This window comes from Corallococcus caeni (assembly GCF_036245865.1).
GTDB lineage: Bacteria > Myxococcota > Myxococcia > Myxococcales > Myxococcaceae > Corallococcus > Corallococcus caeni.
The window spans coordinates 381,434-399,707 of sequence record NZ_BTTW01000004.1; the positions used below are offsets into that span (position 1 = coordinate 381,434).

The window sequence follows — 18,274 nt, forward strand, 5'->3', positions numbered from 1 at the left end:
CTGTTTATCGCAGGGCAGGCCGGTCGCTATCTCCTCGCGCATGAAAAGACCGCTCCTCCGCCGTGGTGTTGTCTCCCTTTCCCTCGCTCGCGTCCTCGCGCTGGGAGGACTTGCTGTCGCGCCGCTGATTCCGTCCGCCGTCCACGCGGCGGCGCCCCAGGTGCGCACCCAGGCTCCTGGCTACTACCGGATGATGCTCGGTGACTTCGAGGTCACCGCGCTCTCCGACGGCACCGTTCCGCAGACCATCCGCGAGGTGGCGACGCGCACGACGCCGGAGCGGGTGACGGCCCTGCTCGCGCGGGACTACCTCCAGGACCCGGTGGAGACGTCCATCAACGCCTTCCTCATCAACACCGGCACGTCGCTCGTGCTCGTGGACACGGGTGTGGGAAACCTCTTCGGTCCTGACGTCGGCGGCCGGCTCCAGCAGAGCCTCCGGGCCGCGGGCTATCAGCCCGAACAGATCGACGTGGTGCTGCTCACGCACATCCATTCCGATCACTCCGGGGGGCTCATGACGGGCGCGAGCCGCGCGTTCCCCAACGCCGTCCTCCGGGTGCACGCCCGGGAGGCGGACTACTGGCTCAGCCCGGAGAACATGGCGAAGGCCGGGGATGCGCGGAGGTTCTTCGAGGAAGCGAGGGCGATGGTGGGGCCGTACCAGGACGCGGGGAAGCTGAAGCCGTTCGGGGACAAGGACGTCCTTGTCCCGGGCATCCGGGCCGTGCCGACGCCGGGGCACACGCCCGGGCACTCCATCTACGTCGTTGAAAGCCAGGGACAGCGGCTGGTCCTGTGGGGGGACCTCATGCACTTCGGCCCGGTCCAGCTGCGCGAGCCCGCGGTGACGGTCTCCTACGACGTGGACTCCCGTGCGGCCGCGACCCAGCGCGCGCGGGTGTTCGCGGAGGCCGCGGAGCGCGGCGACCTGGTGGGGCTGGACCACATGCCCTTCCCCGGACTGGGGCGGCTTGCCGCGGACGGCAAGGGCTACCGGTGGGTCCCGACCAATTACACCTCGGCCCAGCGGTGGCCGGCCGCGAAGGGCAAGGCGGAGTGAGGAGGGCGTGGGCGGGCTTGGCAGCCAGGAGCCGTCCAAGCCATGGGCTGGCGGCCCGGGGCAACCAAGGCTTCTCTTCCCGTGGAGGCCAGCACAGGATGACGAGAGGATGCCTCCCCGCGCCGCCCGCCCACCCCGCTGCCAGCGTTGCAACCTCGCGAAGCACCTGTGCCTGTGCGCGGAGGTTCCCCGGGTGGAGACGCGCACCCGGTTCCTCTTCCTCCAGCACGTGATGGAGGTCTCGAAGCGGAGCAACACCGGGGGCGTGGCGGCGCTGGCGCTCGCGAATGCGCGGCTGCTCATCCACGGTGCCAGGGCCGGGACCTTCGACATGGAGGTACTCTCCGAACCGGGGACCTGGCTGCTCTTCCCCGACGGGCCCACCGCGCCACCGGATGCCCCCGCGCCGAGGCAGCTGGTGGTGCTGGACGCGAACTGGTCGCAGGCCCGGCGGATGACCCAGCGGCTCCCCGAGCTGCGGGCACTTCCCCGGCTGGTGCTGCCGCCGCCGGAGCCCGGGATGCTCCGGCTCCGCGAGCCCTCGCATCCCGCCGGCATGTCCACCCTGGATGCCGTCGCCCGCGCGGTGGCCCTGCTCGAAGGACCGGAGGCCGCGGCCCCCCTGGCGCGGCTGGCCGCGCTCCGCGTGCAACGCATCGCCGACTGCGGGACGCTGAACTGAGGCCCATGGGATACCGGCTGATCATCTTCGACTTCGACGGGACGCTCGCGGACAGCGCGGACTGGTTTCGCGGCGTCTTCAACGAGGTGGCCCTCCGCTACGGCTTTCGCACCGTCAGCGCGGAGGAACTGGAGTCGCTGCGCGGGCAGGACAGCCGGGCCATCATCGAGCGGCTCGGCGTGCCGATGTGGAAGATGCCCTTCATCGCCTCGCACATGCGCAAGCTCGTCGCGCGAGACGCGCACCGCATCCCGCTCTTCCCGGGCGTGGAGGCCATGCTCGAACAGCTCCAGGCGCGGGGAATCATCCTCGCCGTGGTGAGCTCCAACGCTGAAGAGAATGTGCGGCGCGTGCTCGGGCCGGTGGCGTCCGCGCGCATCCGCCACTACGCCTGCGGCGCGGGCCTCTTCGGAAAGCGCGCGAAGTTCCGGAAGGTGCTGAAGGCGGCGGGCGTACGCCCCACCGAGGCCCTCTCCGTGGGCGACGAGGTGCGCGACATCGAGGCCGCGGCGGCCGAGGGCATCGCCACCGCCGCGGTGACGTGGGGCTACGCGACGGAGGCACTGCTGCGCTCGCGCGCGCCCACGGTTGTCTTCACCCGCCTGGATGACCTGCTGCGCGCCGTCGCGGCGTAGGCGCTTCCAAGACCGGGGCAGCGCGTGCGCATGCCCGCCCGCGCCGGGGGCCTGCCAGTCCGCGTCTGACGGATGCAGGTGGCGCGAGTAGGGCAAGCCTTCACCCGCTTCCCCGGCGCCCAACGCGTAGCCCTCTCGTACCGCTGTCGCTAGGGTTACGGCACACCATGGCCCCCTCTTCTCTCGACTGGCAGTGGAAGCGCTTCAGTGAACTCACGCTCGAGGAGCTGTACCGGCTGCTCGCGCTGCGCTCCGAAGTCTTCGTGGTGGAGCAAAAGAGCATCTATCTCGATGCGGACGGCCTGGACGCCGCGTGCTTCCACCTGCTCGGGCGCGTTCCGGGCACGGAGCAACTGGGCGCCTACCTTCGCGCACTGCCTCCCGGCCTCAAGTTCCCCGAGGCGAGCCTCGGCCGCGTCGTCACCGCGCCGGCGCTGCGCGGGCAACGGCAGGGCCGCGAGCTGGTTGAGCACGGCCTGCGCTTCCTCGCCGAGCGCTTTCCGGGCGCGCCCGTGCGCATCGGGGCGCAGGCATACCTGCAGCGCTTCTACGAGGGCTTCGGCTTCGTGGCCATGAGCGACATCTACGACGAGGACGGCATCCCGCATCTCGACATGCGCAGGGGCTGACGGGCGATCATGGGACCAACAGCTGCTCGCTCGGTCAGACGCTGTCTAGCGCGTGGTGTTGCGCAGGTACTGCGCGTAGAAGCGGATGGCGGCGGCGTGCTCGTCGACGGAGAGCCGCTCGTCGCGGCCGTGCATCCGCGTGAGGTCCTCGCGGTTCATGCGCACCGGCACGAAGCGGTACACGCTGTCGCTCAAGGAATGGAAGTAGCGGGCGTCGGTGGCCGCCACGGTGAGGAAGGGCGCCACCAGCACGTCCGGGAACTCCTGGCGGATGCTGCGCTGCAACTGGCGCCACCCCTCCGTGTCCAGGCTCGACACCGGCGAGGCCTCGTCGCCCTCGGCGGCCACCTCCACGCGGGTGTCGTCCACCACCTTGCGCACGTGGGTGCGTACGTCCTCCAGGCTGTCGCCCGGCAGGAGGCGGACGTTGAGGACCGCGCGCGCCTGCGCGGGCAGCACGTTGGGCTTGGGGCTGCCCTCCAACATGGTGGCCGCGGTCGTGGTGCGGATGCTGGCGTCCGTGGAGGGGGCCCCGGCCATCCGCCGCTCGATGAGGGGCGCGAAGAGCCAGGTGTTGGCGAAGAGCAGGCGCATGCCGAAGCCCATCTCCGGCCCCACGTACTCGAACAGCGCCCGCGTCCCGCCGCGCAGCTCGGGCTTGAAGGGGCTCTCCTCCAGCCGCACCAACGCCCGGGCGAGGACGTTCGCGGCCGTCTGGCGCGGCGGCATGGACGCGTGCCCGCCCGCGCTGCGCACCTTCAACTCCACGCGCGCCGAGCCCTTCTCCGCCACGCCCACCAGCGCCACCGGCGCGGTCACGCCAGGCACCAGCCCCACGCCGATGGGGCCTCCCTCGTCCAGCACCGCTTCGAGGCGCACGCCCCGCTCGCGCAGCCGCTGGGCCACGAGCGCCGCGCCGTCGTGCCCGCCCACCTCCTCGTCCGCGCCGAAGGCGAGCAGCACCGTGCGGCGGGGGCGGTAGTCCTGCGCGAGCAGCCCCTCCACCGCCTCCAGGATGGCGAGCACGCTGCCCTTGTCGTCCAGCGTCCCGCGCCCATGGATATAGCCGTCCGCCACGACGCCGCCGAAGGGCGGGTGGCTCCAGGTGGCCTCCGCCTCCGCGGGCACCACGTCCAGGTGGCCCATCAGCAGCACGGGCCGCAGGTCGGGCTCCGTGCCCTTCCACGTGTAGAGGTGTGCGTGCGCGCCCACGGCCTCGTGCTCGAGCTGCGCGTGCAAGCGGGGAAACCCGGTGACGAGCGCGGCGTGCAGGGCCTGGAAGGCGGCGTCGTCCGCGCGCATGCCGTCGGACGCGGCGATGGTGCGGTGGCGCAGCGCCTCGGCGAGGCGGCCCGCCGCGGCGGCGGCATCCACGGGGAAGGGCTCGGCGGGCTCGGCGGACACCTGCCGCGAAGTGAAGCGCAGCGTGCGGACGACGAGGACGCCCGCGAGGAGCAACACGAGGGTGGGCAGGACGAGGAGGACGCGCTTCATCGGCTCGGGGGCTTCCGGGGAGGGGACCGGAGAGCGTAGCAGCAGGTGTGGCGCGTCACGCCGGCCGTCGCGCTGGGTCACCACGACGCCAGGGCGAGGCCAGGGGGCTTCGACGCCAGGATTCCAACAGCTGGCATGTCCCGGGGGGCGGCTCCAGCGGAAGGGCTTGAAGGCTACCCTGCAACGGGAACGCCGGTAACAAACGGAAATACATCTTAGCGAAACAGGCAGGCAATCGCCGTTTTCGTCTGGATTCAGTCCGAGCCACCGGGGGATGGCGGCTCGGACCGGTCGCGGACGCAGGCAGCACCGGGGGCGCAGACATGCGGATGATGCGAACAAGGGCCGTGCTCGTGCCTGACGAGGGGGCGATGGCGCTATCGGAGGATTACTTCCGTTCCGCGCACCACCTGCGGGCCGAACGTGTGACGCACACGCTGGTCATCGAGGACGGCGAGGGTCACGCGCAGCGGGTGCCGCTCATCGTCCGGCCCATCGAGGGAACGCCCTACCGCGACGCCATCTCACCGTATGGGTTTCCCGGAGGCGTGCTGGACGGGCTGCGGGAGGTGGCGAAGGAGGCGGTGGACTGGGAGGAGACGGGGCTCGTCAGCATCTTCGTGCGCGACCGGGTCTCCGGCCCCCGTTGCTTCGCGGGCGGGACGGAGCGCAACGAGGTGTTCTTCATCGACCCGCGCCTGCCGGTGGAGTTCCGGGAGATGCATTACCGGCACATCCGGCGCAACCTCCGGCTGGGCTTCGTGAGCACCGCGCGGCCGGTGCGCGAGGTGTCGCGCGAGGAGCGGGAGGGCTTCCTGACGGCCTACCGTCAGACCATGGTCCGCGAAGGGGCCAGCCCCCGGTACTTCTTCTCAGACGCCTACTTCGAGGAGCTGTTCTCATCCCCCAGCGCCTGGCTGGTGACGACCCGTGCGCCGGAGGGCGGCGTGGCCTCCTCCGCGCTGTGCGTCAGCAGCGACGGCATGCTGCACTACTACCTGGGCGGAACGATGGATGCGCACCTGCCCCGGTCGCCGGCGAAGAATGTCTTCGGGACGCTGGCCGAGCTGTGCACGCAGCTGGGCGTTCCGCTCCATCTGGGCGGAGGCGTCCGCCCGGGTGACAGCCTGGAGCAGTTCAAGCGGAGCCTCGCCAACGCGAGCTCCCGCCTCCATACGCATGAGCTGATCTGCGAACCGGCGGTGTACGCCCAGCTGGCGGAAGGCCACGTCAGCGGCGACTTCTTCCCAGCCTACCGCGCGCCACGCCATTGAGCCTCGCCCCGCGGTCCCTCCGACGCGAGGGCCGCTGGATGCGGGGGACCTGACACCCGCCCGGGACCCCGGGGGGCATGGTGAGGACACCCGGTGAACCCTACCGTTCGGCTCGCTCCGAATGCTGACCGGAGAAGGCCAGGAAGGGTGAACTCGGATGAGAAGCATTGCTGCCACTCCGGATGCCAGCCCACCACGCCTGGTGGAGCTGGATGCGCTCCGGGGACTCGCGGCGCTGGCGGTCGCGCTGTATCACTTCACGACGGAATACAGCGACCTCTACGGGCACTCCGTTCCCCTCTGGGACCTGCGCTTCGGGAAGTACGGCGTCCAGCTCTTCTTCGCCATCAGCGGCTTCGTCATCCTGATGTCGCTGGAGCGCGTCGAACGGGTCCGGGACTTCGTGTGGAGCCGCGCGGCCCGGCTCTACCCGTCCTACTGGACGGCCGTCGCGCTCACCTTCACGGTGGTGACGCTGTTCGGGCTGCCGGAGCGTGAGTTCAGCTTCCAGACGGCCCTGATCAACCTGACCATGTTTCACGAGCTGCTTCGCGTCCCGCACGTGGACACCGTGTACTGGACGCTGACCATCGAGCTGTCCTTCTACCTGTTGATGTTCGTGCTCGCGTACACGCGGACGCTCCCGAAAATCATCCCCATCTTCATCGTGCTCGTCGTGGTGCAGACCCTGGCCGAGCTGGCCGCCCAGTCGCTGGGCATGACCTTCCTCTCGCGGCTCGCGAGCCGGCCGCACCTGCAATACTTCGCGCTGGGCGTGCTGGCCTTCAAGCAAAGCCGCGGTGAGGTCGCCCTCCCTTCCGCGCTGGCGCTCGTGGGCGTCAGCCTGGCGCACGAGGTGCTTGTCGGGAGCGAGGCGCCCGTGCCCGTGTTCGGGGTGGTGCTGAGCATCACCTGGGCGCTGTCCCGGGGCGCGCTGCGCTGGCTCACCTGGCGCCCGCTGCTCTTCATGGGGTTCATCTCCTACCCGTTCTACCTGGTCCACCAGAACATCGGTTACGTCATCATCCGGCGGCTCGAGGCCGCGGGCTGGCGTCCCGAGGCGGCCATCGCGATCGCATTCGCGGTCGGGTTCCTGCTGGCCGTCTTCATCACCTACCGCGTCGAGCAGCCCGCGCTGCGAGCCTTCCGGCAGTGGCGGCGGAAGGCCCAGGCTCGGACAGCGGTCCCCTCCCACATCGCATGAGGGCCTCCGTGCGCTCGACGTGGGCGCAGGGGATGGCGGGCGTTGCGTCGCTCATTGAAAGGATGCGCTCGAATGATGAACCACACCGAAGCCTCGCGGCTCACGTCTCCCGGCCTGAAGCCCTGCCGCGCCGCCCTGGTGCCTGACGAGGGGCGGTCCTCCGTGTCGGAGGACTACTTCCGCTCCGCGCACCACCTGCGGGCCGAAGGCGTGACGCACACGCTGCTCATCGAGGACGGCGAGGGGCGCGCGCTGCGGGTGCCGCTCATCGTGCGGCCCATCGAGGGAACGCCGTACCGCGATGCCATCTCCCCCTACGGTTATCCCGGCGGACGGCTGGATGGGTTGAGCGAGGTGCCCAAGGACGCCGTGGATTGGGAGGGGACGGGGCTGGTCAGCCTCTTCGTGCGCGACCGCGTCGCGGGTCCCCGCTGCTTCGTGGGCGGGACGGAGCGCAACGAGGTGTTCTTCATCGACCCGCGCCTGCCCATCGAGTTCCAGCCGGAGGCCCGCCGGCAGATGCGGCGCAACACCCGGCTGGGCTTCGTGAGCACCTGCTGCCCGGTGCGCGAGGCCACGCACGAGGAGCGGGAGGGCTTCAAGGACGTCTACCGGCAGACCATGGTCCGCGACAGGGCGCAGGCCCGGTACTTCTTCTCCGATGCGTACTTCGAGGAGATGTTCTCCTCGCCGGAAGCCTGGCTCGCGACGACGCGCGCGCCGGACGGCCACATCGCCTCCTCCGGGGTGGGGGTCCGCAGCGATGGCGTGCTGCACTACTACCTGGGCGGGACGGCGGACGCGGACCTGGCGCGCTCGCCGGCCAAGAACACCGTCTTCGGGGCGCTGGTGGAGCTCGCCACGCAGCTCGGGCTGCCGTTCCATCTGGGGGGCGGCGTGCGGCCCGGTGACGGCCTGGAGCAGTTCAAGCGGAGCTTCTCGAACGCCAGCTCGCACCTCTGCACCCATGAGCTGATCTGCGAACCCGCGGTGTACGCGCGCCTCTCGGGGGGCGGCAGCGGCACGGGCTATTTCCCGGCCTATCGCGCGCAGCGGAGCTGAACCCCGAGGCTGTCACGCGTCGCGCGTTTGGCGGGCCAGGCGCAGGGCTTCCCTGCGCCGCGCCACGACGTGAAAGCTCCTGTCAGGAACGGCCCGGTGTCTTCGTCCCGCCCGGACCTGACGCACCCAGGAGCCCACCGGATGGGAGACCCCAGTTCCGCAGATGAGTGAGCCGCGGCGACACGTCCACCGTTGCCGCGGCCCTCTGCCCCAGCTCATCCCGGTCCCCGTGGAGAGGCAGATCGCCGCCAGATGTTCCTCATTTGCGCGGATGCCTTCATGTCTGACCCGAAGACCCTGTCGTGGAATCACTCCGTGCCAGCAGCGCTGTTGCTGATGGCCCCCTTCGACCTCCTGGCCTCGCTGGCCATGGACATCTACCTGCCCGTGGTCCCGGCCATGCCGGGGATCCTCGGCACCACTCCGGCCATCGTCCAGCTCACGCTGAGCCTCTACATGGCCGTGCTCGGGCTCGGGCAGCTGGTGTTCGGCCCGCTCTCGGACCGCCTCGGACGGCGCCGGGTGCTGCTGGGCGGCGCGCTGCTGTTCGCCGCAAGTTCCTTCCTGCTCGCGGGCACCTCGGAGGCCGCGACGTTCGTCGGGCTCCGGTTGCTGCAAGGCATTGGCGCGTCCGCGACCCTCGTCGCCACGTTCGCGACCGTCCGGGATGTCTACGCGGAGCGGCCGGAAGGCGCGGTCATCTACAGCCTGTTCAGCGCGATGCTGGCCTTCGTTCCGGCGCTCGGCCCCATCGCCGGGGCCCTGCTCGCGAAACAGCTCGGATGGCGGGTCCTCTTCCTCACGCTCGGCATCCTGGCCACGGCGGCGATGCTCCAGGCTCTGCCGCGCTGGCCTGAAACACGACCCTCCGGCGAGCCCCGTCGGGGGATGGCGCTCCAGCCCATCCTTCGCAGCGCCGCGTTCTGGACGTACACCCTGGGCTTCAGCGCGGCGATGGGCTCCTTCTTCGTGTTCTTCTCCACGGCGCCCCGGGTGCTCATGGGGCGGGCCGGCTTCTCCGCGTTCGGCTTCAGCCTGGCCTTCGCCACCGCCGCGCTCGCCATGATGGTGACGACGCGTTTCGCGAAGCGCTTCGTGGCCCGCTGGGAGCTCGCGGGAAGCCTTGCCCGAGGCATGGGCCTGTTGCTCCTGGGCGCGGGGTTGCTGACGGCGGGGCAGCTCCTCGCGGCGCCGTCCTTCTGGACGTTCGTCGTGCCCATGTGGGTCATCGCGGCGGGGATCGTGTTCGCCGTGTCCGTCACCGCCAATGGCGCGCTCCAGGCCTTTGGCGCCGTGGCGGGAACGGCGGTCGCGCTCTACTTCTGCATCCAGAGCCTCCTCGTGGGCGTCCTGGGGACGCTGATGGTCGTCCTGCTCGACGGCGACACTGCGTGGCCGCTGGTGGGCTACGCGTCGCTCATGGCCGGGGTGACGTTGGGCTGCCTGCGACGCCTCTAGCGCCAGCCGGGTGACCGGAGCGCGGGGCCGCTGACGCGTCAAGGACAGGCCTTGACACGTCAGCGGTCCATTCTCGACATCCTGGTCTTGCTGGAATTTGCAGTGATTCCAGCGCCTTCGCGGCCTCGGGTGGCTGGCATTGCCCTTGCGATAGGCCTGTCGTGCATGAAGAGAGACCTGACTGGCATGAGCAAGGCATGGGTGCCGCGCGCTTCGCCACGAAGTCTCTCGCCTGCCCACAACAGCCATTGGATGCCGTGAGGATGCACGCATGTCACTCGTGAGTTGCAATGCGCAGAATCAGCTCTTTCAGCAAGGCATCATGACCGTCAAGGTCGCCTACAACATGGCCGACGCCGTCGCCAAGGCCGCGAATGAGCGCCAGATCGCCGCCTACTCGGGCATCTCCGGCCTGCCGGACCTCTCCACCCCCCTGATGGTGGAGAACGTCACCAACCTGAAGAACGGCTCCCTGGTTGACAATGGAAAGGGCGTCATCGTCCCCCCGGACACCTATCTGGCCTTCCAGATTGGCTTCGGCTGCCAGGTGGGGTTCGGCTTTGGCATCGAGATCCTCCCGAGCTCCATCGCCATCGTGGACAACAACTCCCTGATCCTGCCCCGGGCGTCCGTCCCGTCCACCAACCAGTGGGCTGTCGCGGGTCAGTACGCGTTCTTCGCCAGCAACAACTACAACGGCGACATGATTTATGTCTATGACAACAACTTCGGGACGCACTCGCTGGGGCAGGAGATAGCGGCCAACTCCTACCAGATCCGGATCACCTGCACTCCGGTGCGCTCCTGGACCGACAGCAACGGCAACACGTACTCCGTGGACAGGCCGAACCTGGATCCCCCCTCGAACCCGCCGCAGCTGCCAGGCGTCATGGCGGCGGGAGACGGCGGCGGCATCAACGTCCACGGTGGCACGGTCACCGGCTCGGGCACCTCTGGCGAAACGTATGGCGGTTGCCAGGGCTACACGATGGACAGCCAGTCTGTCTCCATGGTGTTCGACGTGTTCGTGGTCAATCAGAAATATTACACCACGCAGACCTATGAGCTCTTCCAGTCGAATGGCGGCGACGGCCTGAACGACTAGCGATGCCGGGTTGATGTCCTCACGAAGAAGCGACACTCCTGCAAGGAATCAAAGACAATGCCCAAGCTCAAGAACGCGGACCTGCCCAGCGATCCGCATGACTTCACCGCCCAGGACTGGCTCCACCTGTTCGAGGACCGTGGCCTCTTCCACGCCATGGTCATCACGCAGCAGCAGAATCCCACCAACGTCTTCAGCATCCACCAGGGCCTGCAGCTCACCGGGGATCTCATCCTCCCGGACCCGCTCCACCCGGACAACCACGCGACGTTCCAGTGGCTCGTCCCGAACATCACCGCCCAGCTGCACACGGTGGAGACCTTCTTCCAGACGGTGCACACCTACCACTCGCAGGGATACGACGTGGAGAAGGCGGACATCGGCATCCCCGGCATCTTCAGCGTGAACTTCCAGCACGAACACCAGTACTCGAACGACCAGTCGTTCTCGGAGACGGACTACTACGTCACCAGCATGTACCGTGTCCCCAAGCTGCAGATCGGCTTCAGCGACGGCGCGATGACGCTGACGGCTGACTTCATCCAGGCACTGGCGCAGGCCGTGGAGCCCGGCGTCAATGACCCTCGCAGCTACGACAACGTGACGAACGTGTTGAACACGTGGGGCCACTACTACGTGAAGCAGCTGGACCTGGGAGGCCTCCTGTACGGCACGGACACCCGGAAGGTCACCAGCATGAGCCAGGGGCACAGCTTCTCGGACAGCGTCTCCGCGGGCTTCCAGGCCAACCTGGAGCTGGAGGACGTGCCCATCTCCGGCGGCGGCAGCGGCGGTGACGGTCATGGCTCGTCCTCGAACGACGGCTCCACGCAAGCGGACAAGAACGTCACCATCAACGTCATCGGCGGCGACGGCTCGCTGATGGGCAAGTACCCGGCCTGGGCCGCGTCCTTGAATGGCAACTACGTGAGCTGGCACATCATCGACACCCTCGTGCTGGAGCCCGTCATCAACCTCATCCCCGACAAGGCCCTGCGCTACAAGGTGGCGAACACCATCAGCGCCCGCTACGGCGTCACGCCGTACACGCAGGCCATCTCCAACGACGAGCAGGGCTCGCTGAACGACTGACGGAGCCCCTGGGCAGCGCACACCCGTGCGCTGCCCTTGTGCTTGCTTCCGGGGGAGGGAACGCCATGAAATATGACACCGAGCACCTGCTGAAGCCTGTCTCCCCGGAAGCGTTCCTGCGAACGTACTTCGAGCGGGAGCGTCTGCTGATCCGCCGGGGAGACGCTGGATATTACTCAGGGCTCTTCGGCATCGAGGAGATGCTGTCGTTCCTGCAAAAGGAGAACAACGCCTATCCCAACGTGCGGATGGTGAAGGAGGGGCGTGAGACGGCGTACAGCGAGTTCTCCTCGTCCGTGTCCTACAAAGAGGCGCGGGTCAACTTCAATCACCTGATCAACCGGGAGCGCGTGTCGCGCCTGTTCCTGGAACAGGGCCACTCGGTGATTGTCTATCAGGCGCAGACGGCCCTGGACCCCCTCCGGCGGTTCTGCGACACGCTGGAGCGGGAGTGGCGGGTGCGGGTGCAGGCGAACCTGTACATGACGCCCGCGGGCAGTCAGGGCTTCACGCTCCATTACGACACGCACGATGCCTTCATCCTGCAACTGGAAGGCGAGAAGCGCTGGCGGCTGTATGACAAGCCCATTCACCTGCCCTATGACGGCGAACCGATGCAGAACCCGGAGCAGCACCGCCCCACGTTGAACTGTGTTTTCGACGAGGTGCTGCGCAAGGGCGACCTGTTGTACGTGCCCCGGGGGCACTTCCACGACGTGACCGCCACGGACGTGCATTCCCTGCACCTGACGGTGGGCCTCCTGACCAGCCCCTGGCAGGCGCTGTTCCGGCGGGTGGTGGAGGTGCTCGAAAAGGAGGACTTCATGCGCAACACCGTCCCGCTGGCTGTCTGGCAGCAGGGGGAACTGACTGCGTTCAAGGACCAGCTGAAGGCCGCGGTGATGGCGGGGTTGGACGCGAAGCTGGAGGGGCTGGTGGACGAGTACCTGGGCCGTCATGCGAACGGGAGCGCTTCCGCCGGGATCAACAGGCTGGCGCGGTCCTTCGCGCAGATGGAAAGGCCGCACGTCCGGGCCGTCGCCTCCGGGGTCGGGTGACATGGAACGCGTCCCCGTCCCCACCCGCCTGTATCTCCAGGATGGACAGGCCATGCTCCAGACGGTGCGGCTGCCTGCCTCGGTCTACGAGGCGCCCTTCCTGTCAGACGGCCTGCGCCAGGCCCTGGCGGAAGGGGATGCGGCGCGCTCCGCCGTGTCGTGTCCGGTGAAGGACCTGCCGGAGGAGGGCGCACTGCCGGCGGGTCTCATCTTCCACGTGTCGAGGTGCGGGAGCACGCTGGTGACCCAGATGCTGGGGACGCTCCCGGGGGTGAGGGGCGTGAGCGAACCGGAGGCGCTGTCGCTCTACCTGCTTCATTGCGCCCAGGGCGCCTGCGCCTTCGACGCGGAGGCGTTCCGCCGGTTGATCAAGGCCTTCGGGCGGGGGGCGGGGCCTGGGGGGCGGTATGTGATCAAGTTCTCGTCATGGAACGTGCTGTTCCTGGACCGGATCCTCGACGCCCTGCCAGGGGTGCCCTGGGTGTTCCTGACGCGGGACGCGACGGAGGTGATGGCGTCCAACTTCCGCAACCCCTCCGCGCCGTTGCGGTGGTACCGGAGCCGGGAGCCGTGGTTCAAGACGTGTTTCCCGGATTGGCCCGGCGAGGAGCCGGACGCGCCTGAAGCGTTCTTCGCGGGGTGTCTGGCGCGCTACGCGCGGAAGGCACGGGAGCACGAAGGGCCCAGGTGCTTGTGGGTGGACTACGCGCGCCTGCCCGGCATGGTGCACAGTCACCTCCTGGCCCACTTCGGATTGCAGGTGGATGCGGTGCAGCGGGCGCGGATGGACGAGAAGGGCCGCTACCGAGCAAAGGGCCACGCGCGGCAGCCCTTCGTGCCCGACGGGGAGGCGAAGCGGGCGGAAGCCACGGAGGCCATCCGGGAGGCGGTGAAGCGGTGGCTCACACCCCCTGCTGGCCCCGCTCCGGAATCAGACCGGGCGGACAGCGGGTAGGCTTGCGGTCCCAGGACGCGGGTGGTGAATTCCGCCCCTTCCGATGAGCGCCCCCCTCCAGGCCGTCCCTACCCCTGACCCCGCACGGACGAAGCTCGACGGCTTGATCCTCGTGGCGCTGGTCCTGTGGGGGCTCGCGCAGCTCGCGCCGCATCTGGCCCATCCCGCCATCTACAACTGGGACGAGGCGATGCATCAGGCCGCCGCGCGCGGCACGCACGACACCTTCTTCACGCCGCACATCTACAAGGACCCGCTCTACCCGAGCGACATCCGGCACTGGTGGGCCGCGAACGTCTGGATGCACAAGCCCACGGGCCCCTTCTGGTTCGGGGCGCTGATGATGCACGTCGTGGGGGTGACGCCGCTCGCGCTGCGGCTGGCGTCGCTCCTGGGCCACCTGGCCGCGGGGGCCGCCATCTACCTCATCGCCCGGCGGCCCGCGGGGCGGCCGTGGGCCACGCTGGGGGCGATGGGCTTCCTGGCGCTGCCCTTCGGCTGGCAGCTCGTGCAGGGGCGCTTCTTCGGGGACGTGACGGACTGCACGCTGGCGGGCTGCAACGCCGTGGCGGTGGCGCTGCTCTTCCACGCCACCCGGCAGGACTCCTGGCGGTGGGGACTGGCGGCGGGCGCGGTGGTGGGGCTGGGCTTCCTCTGCAAGACGGGGCTCGCGCTGACCCCGCTGGGCGTGGCCGCGACGCTGTGGGCCTTGAGCCGGCTGCGCTTCTGCCCGGGCCCCAGGCTCGCGACGGTGGTGGCCATGGTGGCCGCGGCCGGAGTGGTGGCTGCGCCGTGGAGCCTCTACTCCGCGTGGCGCTGGCCCCAGCTGCATGACCTGGAGTCGCGCGTCACGCGCGCGCACCTCTTCGATGATCCGACCGTGGACGTGGGGCCCTGGCGCCGCCCGCTGGACGCCGTCATCAACGAGGTCAACCGCACGAGCTTCCAACCGCTCCCGACGGTGCTGCCCCTGCTCGCGTTCTGCTGGCTGCTGGTGCGGGCCGCGCGCAAGCGGGAGCTGGAGACGGTGGGGCTCGCGCTGTGGGTGGGGGCGACGTGGCTCGTCCTGTCGCTGGGCACGGTGAAGGTCCCGGCCATCGCCTGGGGCGCCGTGCCCGCCGTCCTCGCCGCGCTCGCCATCGCGGGCTCGGACGCGTGGCGCCATCCGGTGCTCGCGGCGATGTTGCTGGCGGGGCTCGGCACGCCGCTGGCCATGGAGCACCTGCCCGTCCTGACCCGGCTGCGCGAGTCGCTGCCCCCATCGTGGGACCAGACGCGGACCCTCCCGGGGCTCGCCGAGGGGCTGGTGCTGGCCTCCTGCGCGGCGGTGCTGACGGCGGTGGTCTTCCGGCTGGCGCGCAGGCCCCGGTGGATGTCCCTGGAGCTGGGGCTCCTGGCCTCGGCGGGGCTCGCCTGGCACCTGGCCGTCACGCTGCCGGTGGAGAGGGCGCGCTACGAGGACGAGCACGTCGACGAGCTGTACGTCAGCCATTCGCGCGAGGTGGGGCTGGCGTTGTCCCGGCACACGCCGGAGCGCAGCGTCGTCTTCGCCGCGTTGGACTCAGACCCGCCGCTCAGCTTCGAGAACCTGAGCCTCATGTTCTGGAGCGGGCGCATGACGTACCGGCGGGCTCCGGACGTCGCGCTGGCCCGCGAGCGGGGATACCACCCCTATCTCGTGTCGCCCCTCGCGGAGCCCTTCGCCCCCGTGCCCGGCGTGCCTCCCCAGGCCGCGCTGCGGGCCTATGACCTGGAGGCGCCGCTGCCCCAGCCCGCGCCGCTGCCCGACGGCATCACGCCGCTGTCCGTACGACAGGGGAACCTGGAGGTGCTCGGGTTCGCGGCCGGCAAGGCAGGCCCGGACCGGGACCGTTACGCCTTCTACGTCCGGGCGCTCGGCCCGCCCCAGACGCTGCGCATCACCTTCCACGGCGCCGACGGCATCGTGGAGCGGGTGCTGGAGCCAGGGGCGACGCTGCGCAATCCGCAGGCCCTGAGGGGCGCGGCGTGGTTCATCCTGCCCACGGTGGGCCCGCCCCGCGCGAAGGTGACGCAGCTGGAGTTCGGCGCCGTGGGCCAGCGCGTGGCCGTCACGCCACGGACGCCCTGAGCCGGCTGCCACCCATGAACCGTGGCAGCCGGCCGTCCTCACGTCACGGCGTGGCCGTGGGGAGGGAGTAGTAGACGATGAGCCGAGGCCAGCGCGCCCAGGTGTTCGAGTACTCGCGCGAGTCGTACGTCGAGCGGCTCCCCGGCGAGTCCAGCCGCAAGGAGAGCAGCCCGTCCATGGACAGGACCTCCTGCACCACCGGCACCAGCAGCGGGCTCGCGTTGATGCCCGCCTGCGTGGTGTACGGCACGGACCGGGTCGGGAACTGCCAGGAGCCCAGCTCGCAGCTGAAGACGGAGGGCTTGGTGTTCCAGGTGATGCCCGTCTCGCTCCACGTGTTGTCGGGCACCCACCGCGTGTAGACGTTGCTGTCCGCGCCGGCGGTGACGTTGCCGCCCGTGGACGTGGTCACGAGGACGACGGAGGCCACCTGGGCGCCAGGCGGGAGGGCCGCGAGGTTGAAGCGCAGGAAGGTCTCCGCGTCGGCCCGGTCCACGGTCAGGCCCATGGACGTGCCCGCGTTCGCGTTCGGGTTGCTCCACCACACGGAGCTGTCCGCCACCGGGAAGAAGGACGCCGCCTCCAGGTGCGAGGTCACCCGCGGATCGCCGGGCTCGAAGTAGCTGACGACCAGCCGGGGCCGCTCGCTGGCGACGCCGTACTCCCGCGAGCGATACACCGTCTTGTACGCGGACTTCAGGCGGAAGGAGACGAGCCCATCCGAATCCAGCGCCTGCTGCACGGGCGCCTTGAGCCTCGCGTCGGCGTTGACGCCCAGCTGCAGGGGCCTCGGCGTGCTGGCGTTGTACCAGAGCCACCAGGAGCCCAGGTCGCTCCCGCTCACCGCGGGGCGGGTGTTCCAGGTCATGGCCGTCTCGCTCCAGGTGTCGTCCGGCACCAGGTGCGCGTAGACGCTGCCGTCACCGCCGTTGGCGTAGCCGTCGTAGGCGAGCGCCTCCAGGCGGACCGAGGCGATGTGGGCTCCGGCCGGGAGGCTGCCCAGGTTGAAGCGCAGGTAGGCCTCCCCCTTCTTGTCGTCGATCCACAGGTTCTGGTTGGCGCCGTAGCTCGTGTTCGGGTTTTCGGACCAGACGTACGTGTCCGCCTCCGGCTCCAGGACCACCTGCTTGGGCGCGGGGAGCTCCTCGGGCGTGGGGCAGGGGGGCGGCACGAAGTAGGAGACGAGGAGCTGGGGCCAGCGGACCTCCGTGTTCGTGTACTCGCGCGAGTGGTACAGCGTCCGATACCCCGGCGAGTCCAGCCGCAGGGAGATCATCCCGTCCGACTCCAGCGCCTGCTGCACGGGCGCGACCAGCTTCGGGCTGGAGTTGATGCCCACCTGGGTCGTGTACTGGCCATTGCGGTTCCACAGCAGCCAGGAGCCCAGGTCGTCACTGGAGGCAGCGGGTTTTGTGTTCCAGGTGATGCCGGTCTCGCTCCAGGTGTTGTCGGAGACCAGGCGCGTGTAGACGTTGCCGTCCGCGTTGTCATAGGCGTAGCCGTCATAAGACGTGGCCACCAGGGACACGGCGACCACCTGCGCGTTGACCGGGACGCTGCCCAGGCCGAAGCGCAGGAAGGTCTCCGCCGCGGTCCGGTCCACGGTCAGGACGGAGCTCTTGCCTTGGTTCGTGGTGGGGTTGCTCGCCAGGACCTGCGCGTCCGCCTGCGGGTAGAGGGCCACGACCTGGAGGTCGGTGGTCACCTGCGGATCCCCGGGCTCGAAGTAGTTGATGATGAGCTGGGGCCGCTCGCTGGCGACGCTGTATTCACGCGAGCGATACACCGTCTGGTAGCCGGGGGACGTCAGCCGGAAGGAGACGAGTCCATCCGAGTCCAACGCCTGCTGCACGGGCGCCTTGAGCTTCGGGTCGAAGTTGACGGCCACCTGCAAGGGTTTGGGCGTGGTGTTGGGGTTCCAGAGCCACCAGGAGCCCAGCCTGTCGCCGGTCACCGCGGGCCGGCTGTTCCAGGTCATGCCTGTCTCGCTCCAGGTGTCGTCCGGCACGAGCTGCGCGTAGACGCTGCCGTCACCTCCGGGGGAGGCGCCGCTGTAGGCCAGGGCCTTCAGCATGACCGAGGCGATGTGGGCGCCGGCCGGGATGCCGCTCAGGTTGAAGCGCAGGTAGGTCTCTTCCTTGGTGGAGTCGACGTACAGGTTCTGCTCGGTGCCGTAGTTCACTCCCGGGGCACTGGCCCGGACGAAGGTGTCCGCCTCCGGCTCCAGGATGAGCTGCTTGGGCGAGGGGACCGCCATGAGCGGCGTGGCCCGCGCCTTCGCCAACGGGGCTGGCTGTGGCGTTGCTTCGCCGCCATCACAGCCGGGGACGAGCCCCGCCACGAGCGGCGCGATGAGAAGGGAACGGAGCGACTGCTTCCACGGGGGTGCGCGATGCATGCAATGGCACTCGGGGTCTTGCGCGCCGGTCCTTTCCGGCGCGACGCGCACCCCT

14 protein-coding genes and 1 pseudogene are annotated in these 18,274 nt (G+C 69.5%); 13 read left to right on the plus strand and 2 right to left on the minus strand.

Translation table 11 applies throughout. The features are described from left to right. The first annotated feature begins 40 nt into the window (after positions 1-40). From AABA78_RS19790 to AABA78_RS19805, 4 genes are all read left to right on the plus strand, one after another. On the plus strand, positions 41-1,063 hold the full coding sequence (locus AABA78_RS19790) for an MBL fold metallo-hydrolase (RefSeq protein ID WP_338264675.1): 1,023 nt from the start codon (positions 41-43) through the stop codon (positions 1,061-1,063). A gap of 109 nt (positions 1,064-1,172) precedes the next feature. Beyond that, the gene (locus tag AABA78_RS19795) at positions 1,173-1,745 is read left to right on the plus strand and encodes a tRNA-uridine aminocarboxypropyltransferase (RefSeq protein ID WP_338264676.1); all 573 of its coding nucleotides are present in this window, start codon (positions 1,173-1,175) and stop codon (positions 1,743-1,745) included. Between the two features lie 5 nt (positions 1,746-1,750). Continuing rightward, entirely contained in the window at positions 1,751-2,380 is a 630-nt protein-coding gene (locus tag AABA78_RS19800; RefSeq protein ID WP_338264677.1) for an HAD hydrolase-like protein, read from the plus strand. Between the two features lie 167 nt (positions 2,381-2,547). Continuing rightward, on the plus strand, positions 2,548-3,009 hold the full coding sequence (locus tag AABA78_RS19805) for a GNAT family N-acetyltransferase (protein ID WP_338264678.1): 462 nt from the start codon (positions 2,548-2,550) through the stop codon (positions 3,007-3,009). Positions 3,010-3,054: 45 nt separating this feature from the next. Here AABA78_RS19805 and AABA78_RS19810 read toward each other — a convergent pair whose 3' ends face one another. Continuing rightward, on the minus strand, positions 3,055-4,503 hold the full coding sequence (locus tag AABA78_RS19810) for a M20 family peptidase (protein WP_338264679.1): 1,449 nt from the start codon (positions 4,501-4,503) through the stop codon (positions 3,055-3,057). Positions 4,504-4,850: 347 nt separating this feature from the next. Between AABA78_RS19810 and AABA78_RS19815 the strand changes: the two genes are divergently transcribed. The 9 genes and pseudogenes from AABA78_RS19815 to AABA78_RS19855 all read left to right on the plus strand — a co-directional run bounded on the left by AABA78_RS19815 (position 4,851) and on the right by AABA78_RS19855 (position 15,821). Next, positions 4,851-5,777, plus strand: coding sequence for a GNAT family N-acetyltransferase (locus tag AABA78_RS19815; protein ID WP_338264680.1), 927 nt, complete (start codon positions 4,851-4,853; stop codon positions 5,775-5,777). Between the two features lie 157 nt (positions 5,778-5,934). After that, positions 5,935-6,981, plus strand: a complete 1,047-nt coding sequence (locus AABA78_RS19820) for an acyltransferase family protein (RefSeq protein WP_338264681.1) — start codon at positions 5,935-5,937, stop codon at positions 6,979-6,981. A gap of 72 nt (positions 6,982-7,053) precedes the next feature. Beyond that, positions 7,054-8,043 carry a GNAT family N-acetyltransferase gene (locus AABA78_RS19825; RefSeq protein ID WP_338264683.1) on the plus strand — a complete coding sequence of 330 codons (990 nt, stop codon included), beginning with the start codon at positions 7,054-7,056 and terminating at the stop codon, positions 8,041-8,043. 279 nt (positions 8,044-8,322) lie between these two features. Next, positions 8,323-9,535 (plus strand): annotated as a pseudogene (cml, locus tag AABA78_RS19830) (CmlA/FloR family chloramphenicol efflux MFS transporter). A gap of 288 nt (positions 9,536-9,823) precedes the next feature. Then, a complete protein-coding gene (locus AABA78_RS19835; protein ID WP_338264687.1) occupies positions 9,824-10,606 on the plus strand; it encodes a hypothetical protein in 783 nt (260 codons plus the stop codon). Between the two features lie 57 nt (positions 10,607-10,663). Continuing rightward, positions 10,664-11,698 (plus strand): MAC/perforin domain-containing protein, encoded by a 1,035-nt coding sequence (locus AABA78_RS19840; protein ID WP_338264689.1) that lies wholly within the window; start codon positions 10,664-10,666, stop codon positions 11,696-11,698. Positions 11,699-11,763: 65 nt separating this feature from the next. Next, entirely contained in the window at positions 11,764-12,756 is a 993-nt protein-coding gene (locus AABA78_RS19845; RefSeq protein ID WP_338264691.1) for a cupin domain-containing protein, read from the plus strand. 1 nt (position 12,757) lies between these two features. Next, the gene (locus AABA78_RS19850) at positions 12,758-13,711 is read left to right on the plus strand and encodes a sulfotransferase family protein (protein WP_338264693.1); all 954 of its coding nucleotides are present in this window, start codon (positions 12,758-12,760) and stop codon (positions 13,709-13,711) included. A gap of 43 nt (positions 13,712-13,754) precedes the next feature. Beyond that, entirely contained in the window at positions 13,755-15,821 is a 2,067-nt protein-coding gene (locus tag AABA78_RS19855) for an ArnT family glycosyltransferase (RefSeq protein ID WP_338264695.1), read from the plus strand. A gap of 43 nt (positions 15,822-15,864) precedes the next feature. Here the strand turns inward: AABA78_RS19855 and AABA78_RS19860 are convergent, their stop codons facing one another. Then, on the minus strand, positions 15,865-18,219 hold the full coding sequence (locus AABA78_RS19860; RefSeq protein ID WP_338264696.1) for a CBM96 family carbohydrate-binding protein: 2,355 nt from the start codon (positions 18,217-18,219) through the stop codon (positions 15,865-15,867). Positions 18,220-18,274: the final 55 nt, after the last annotated feature.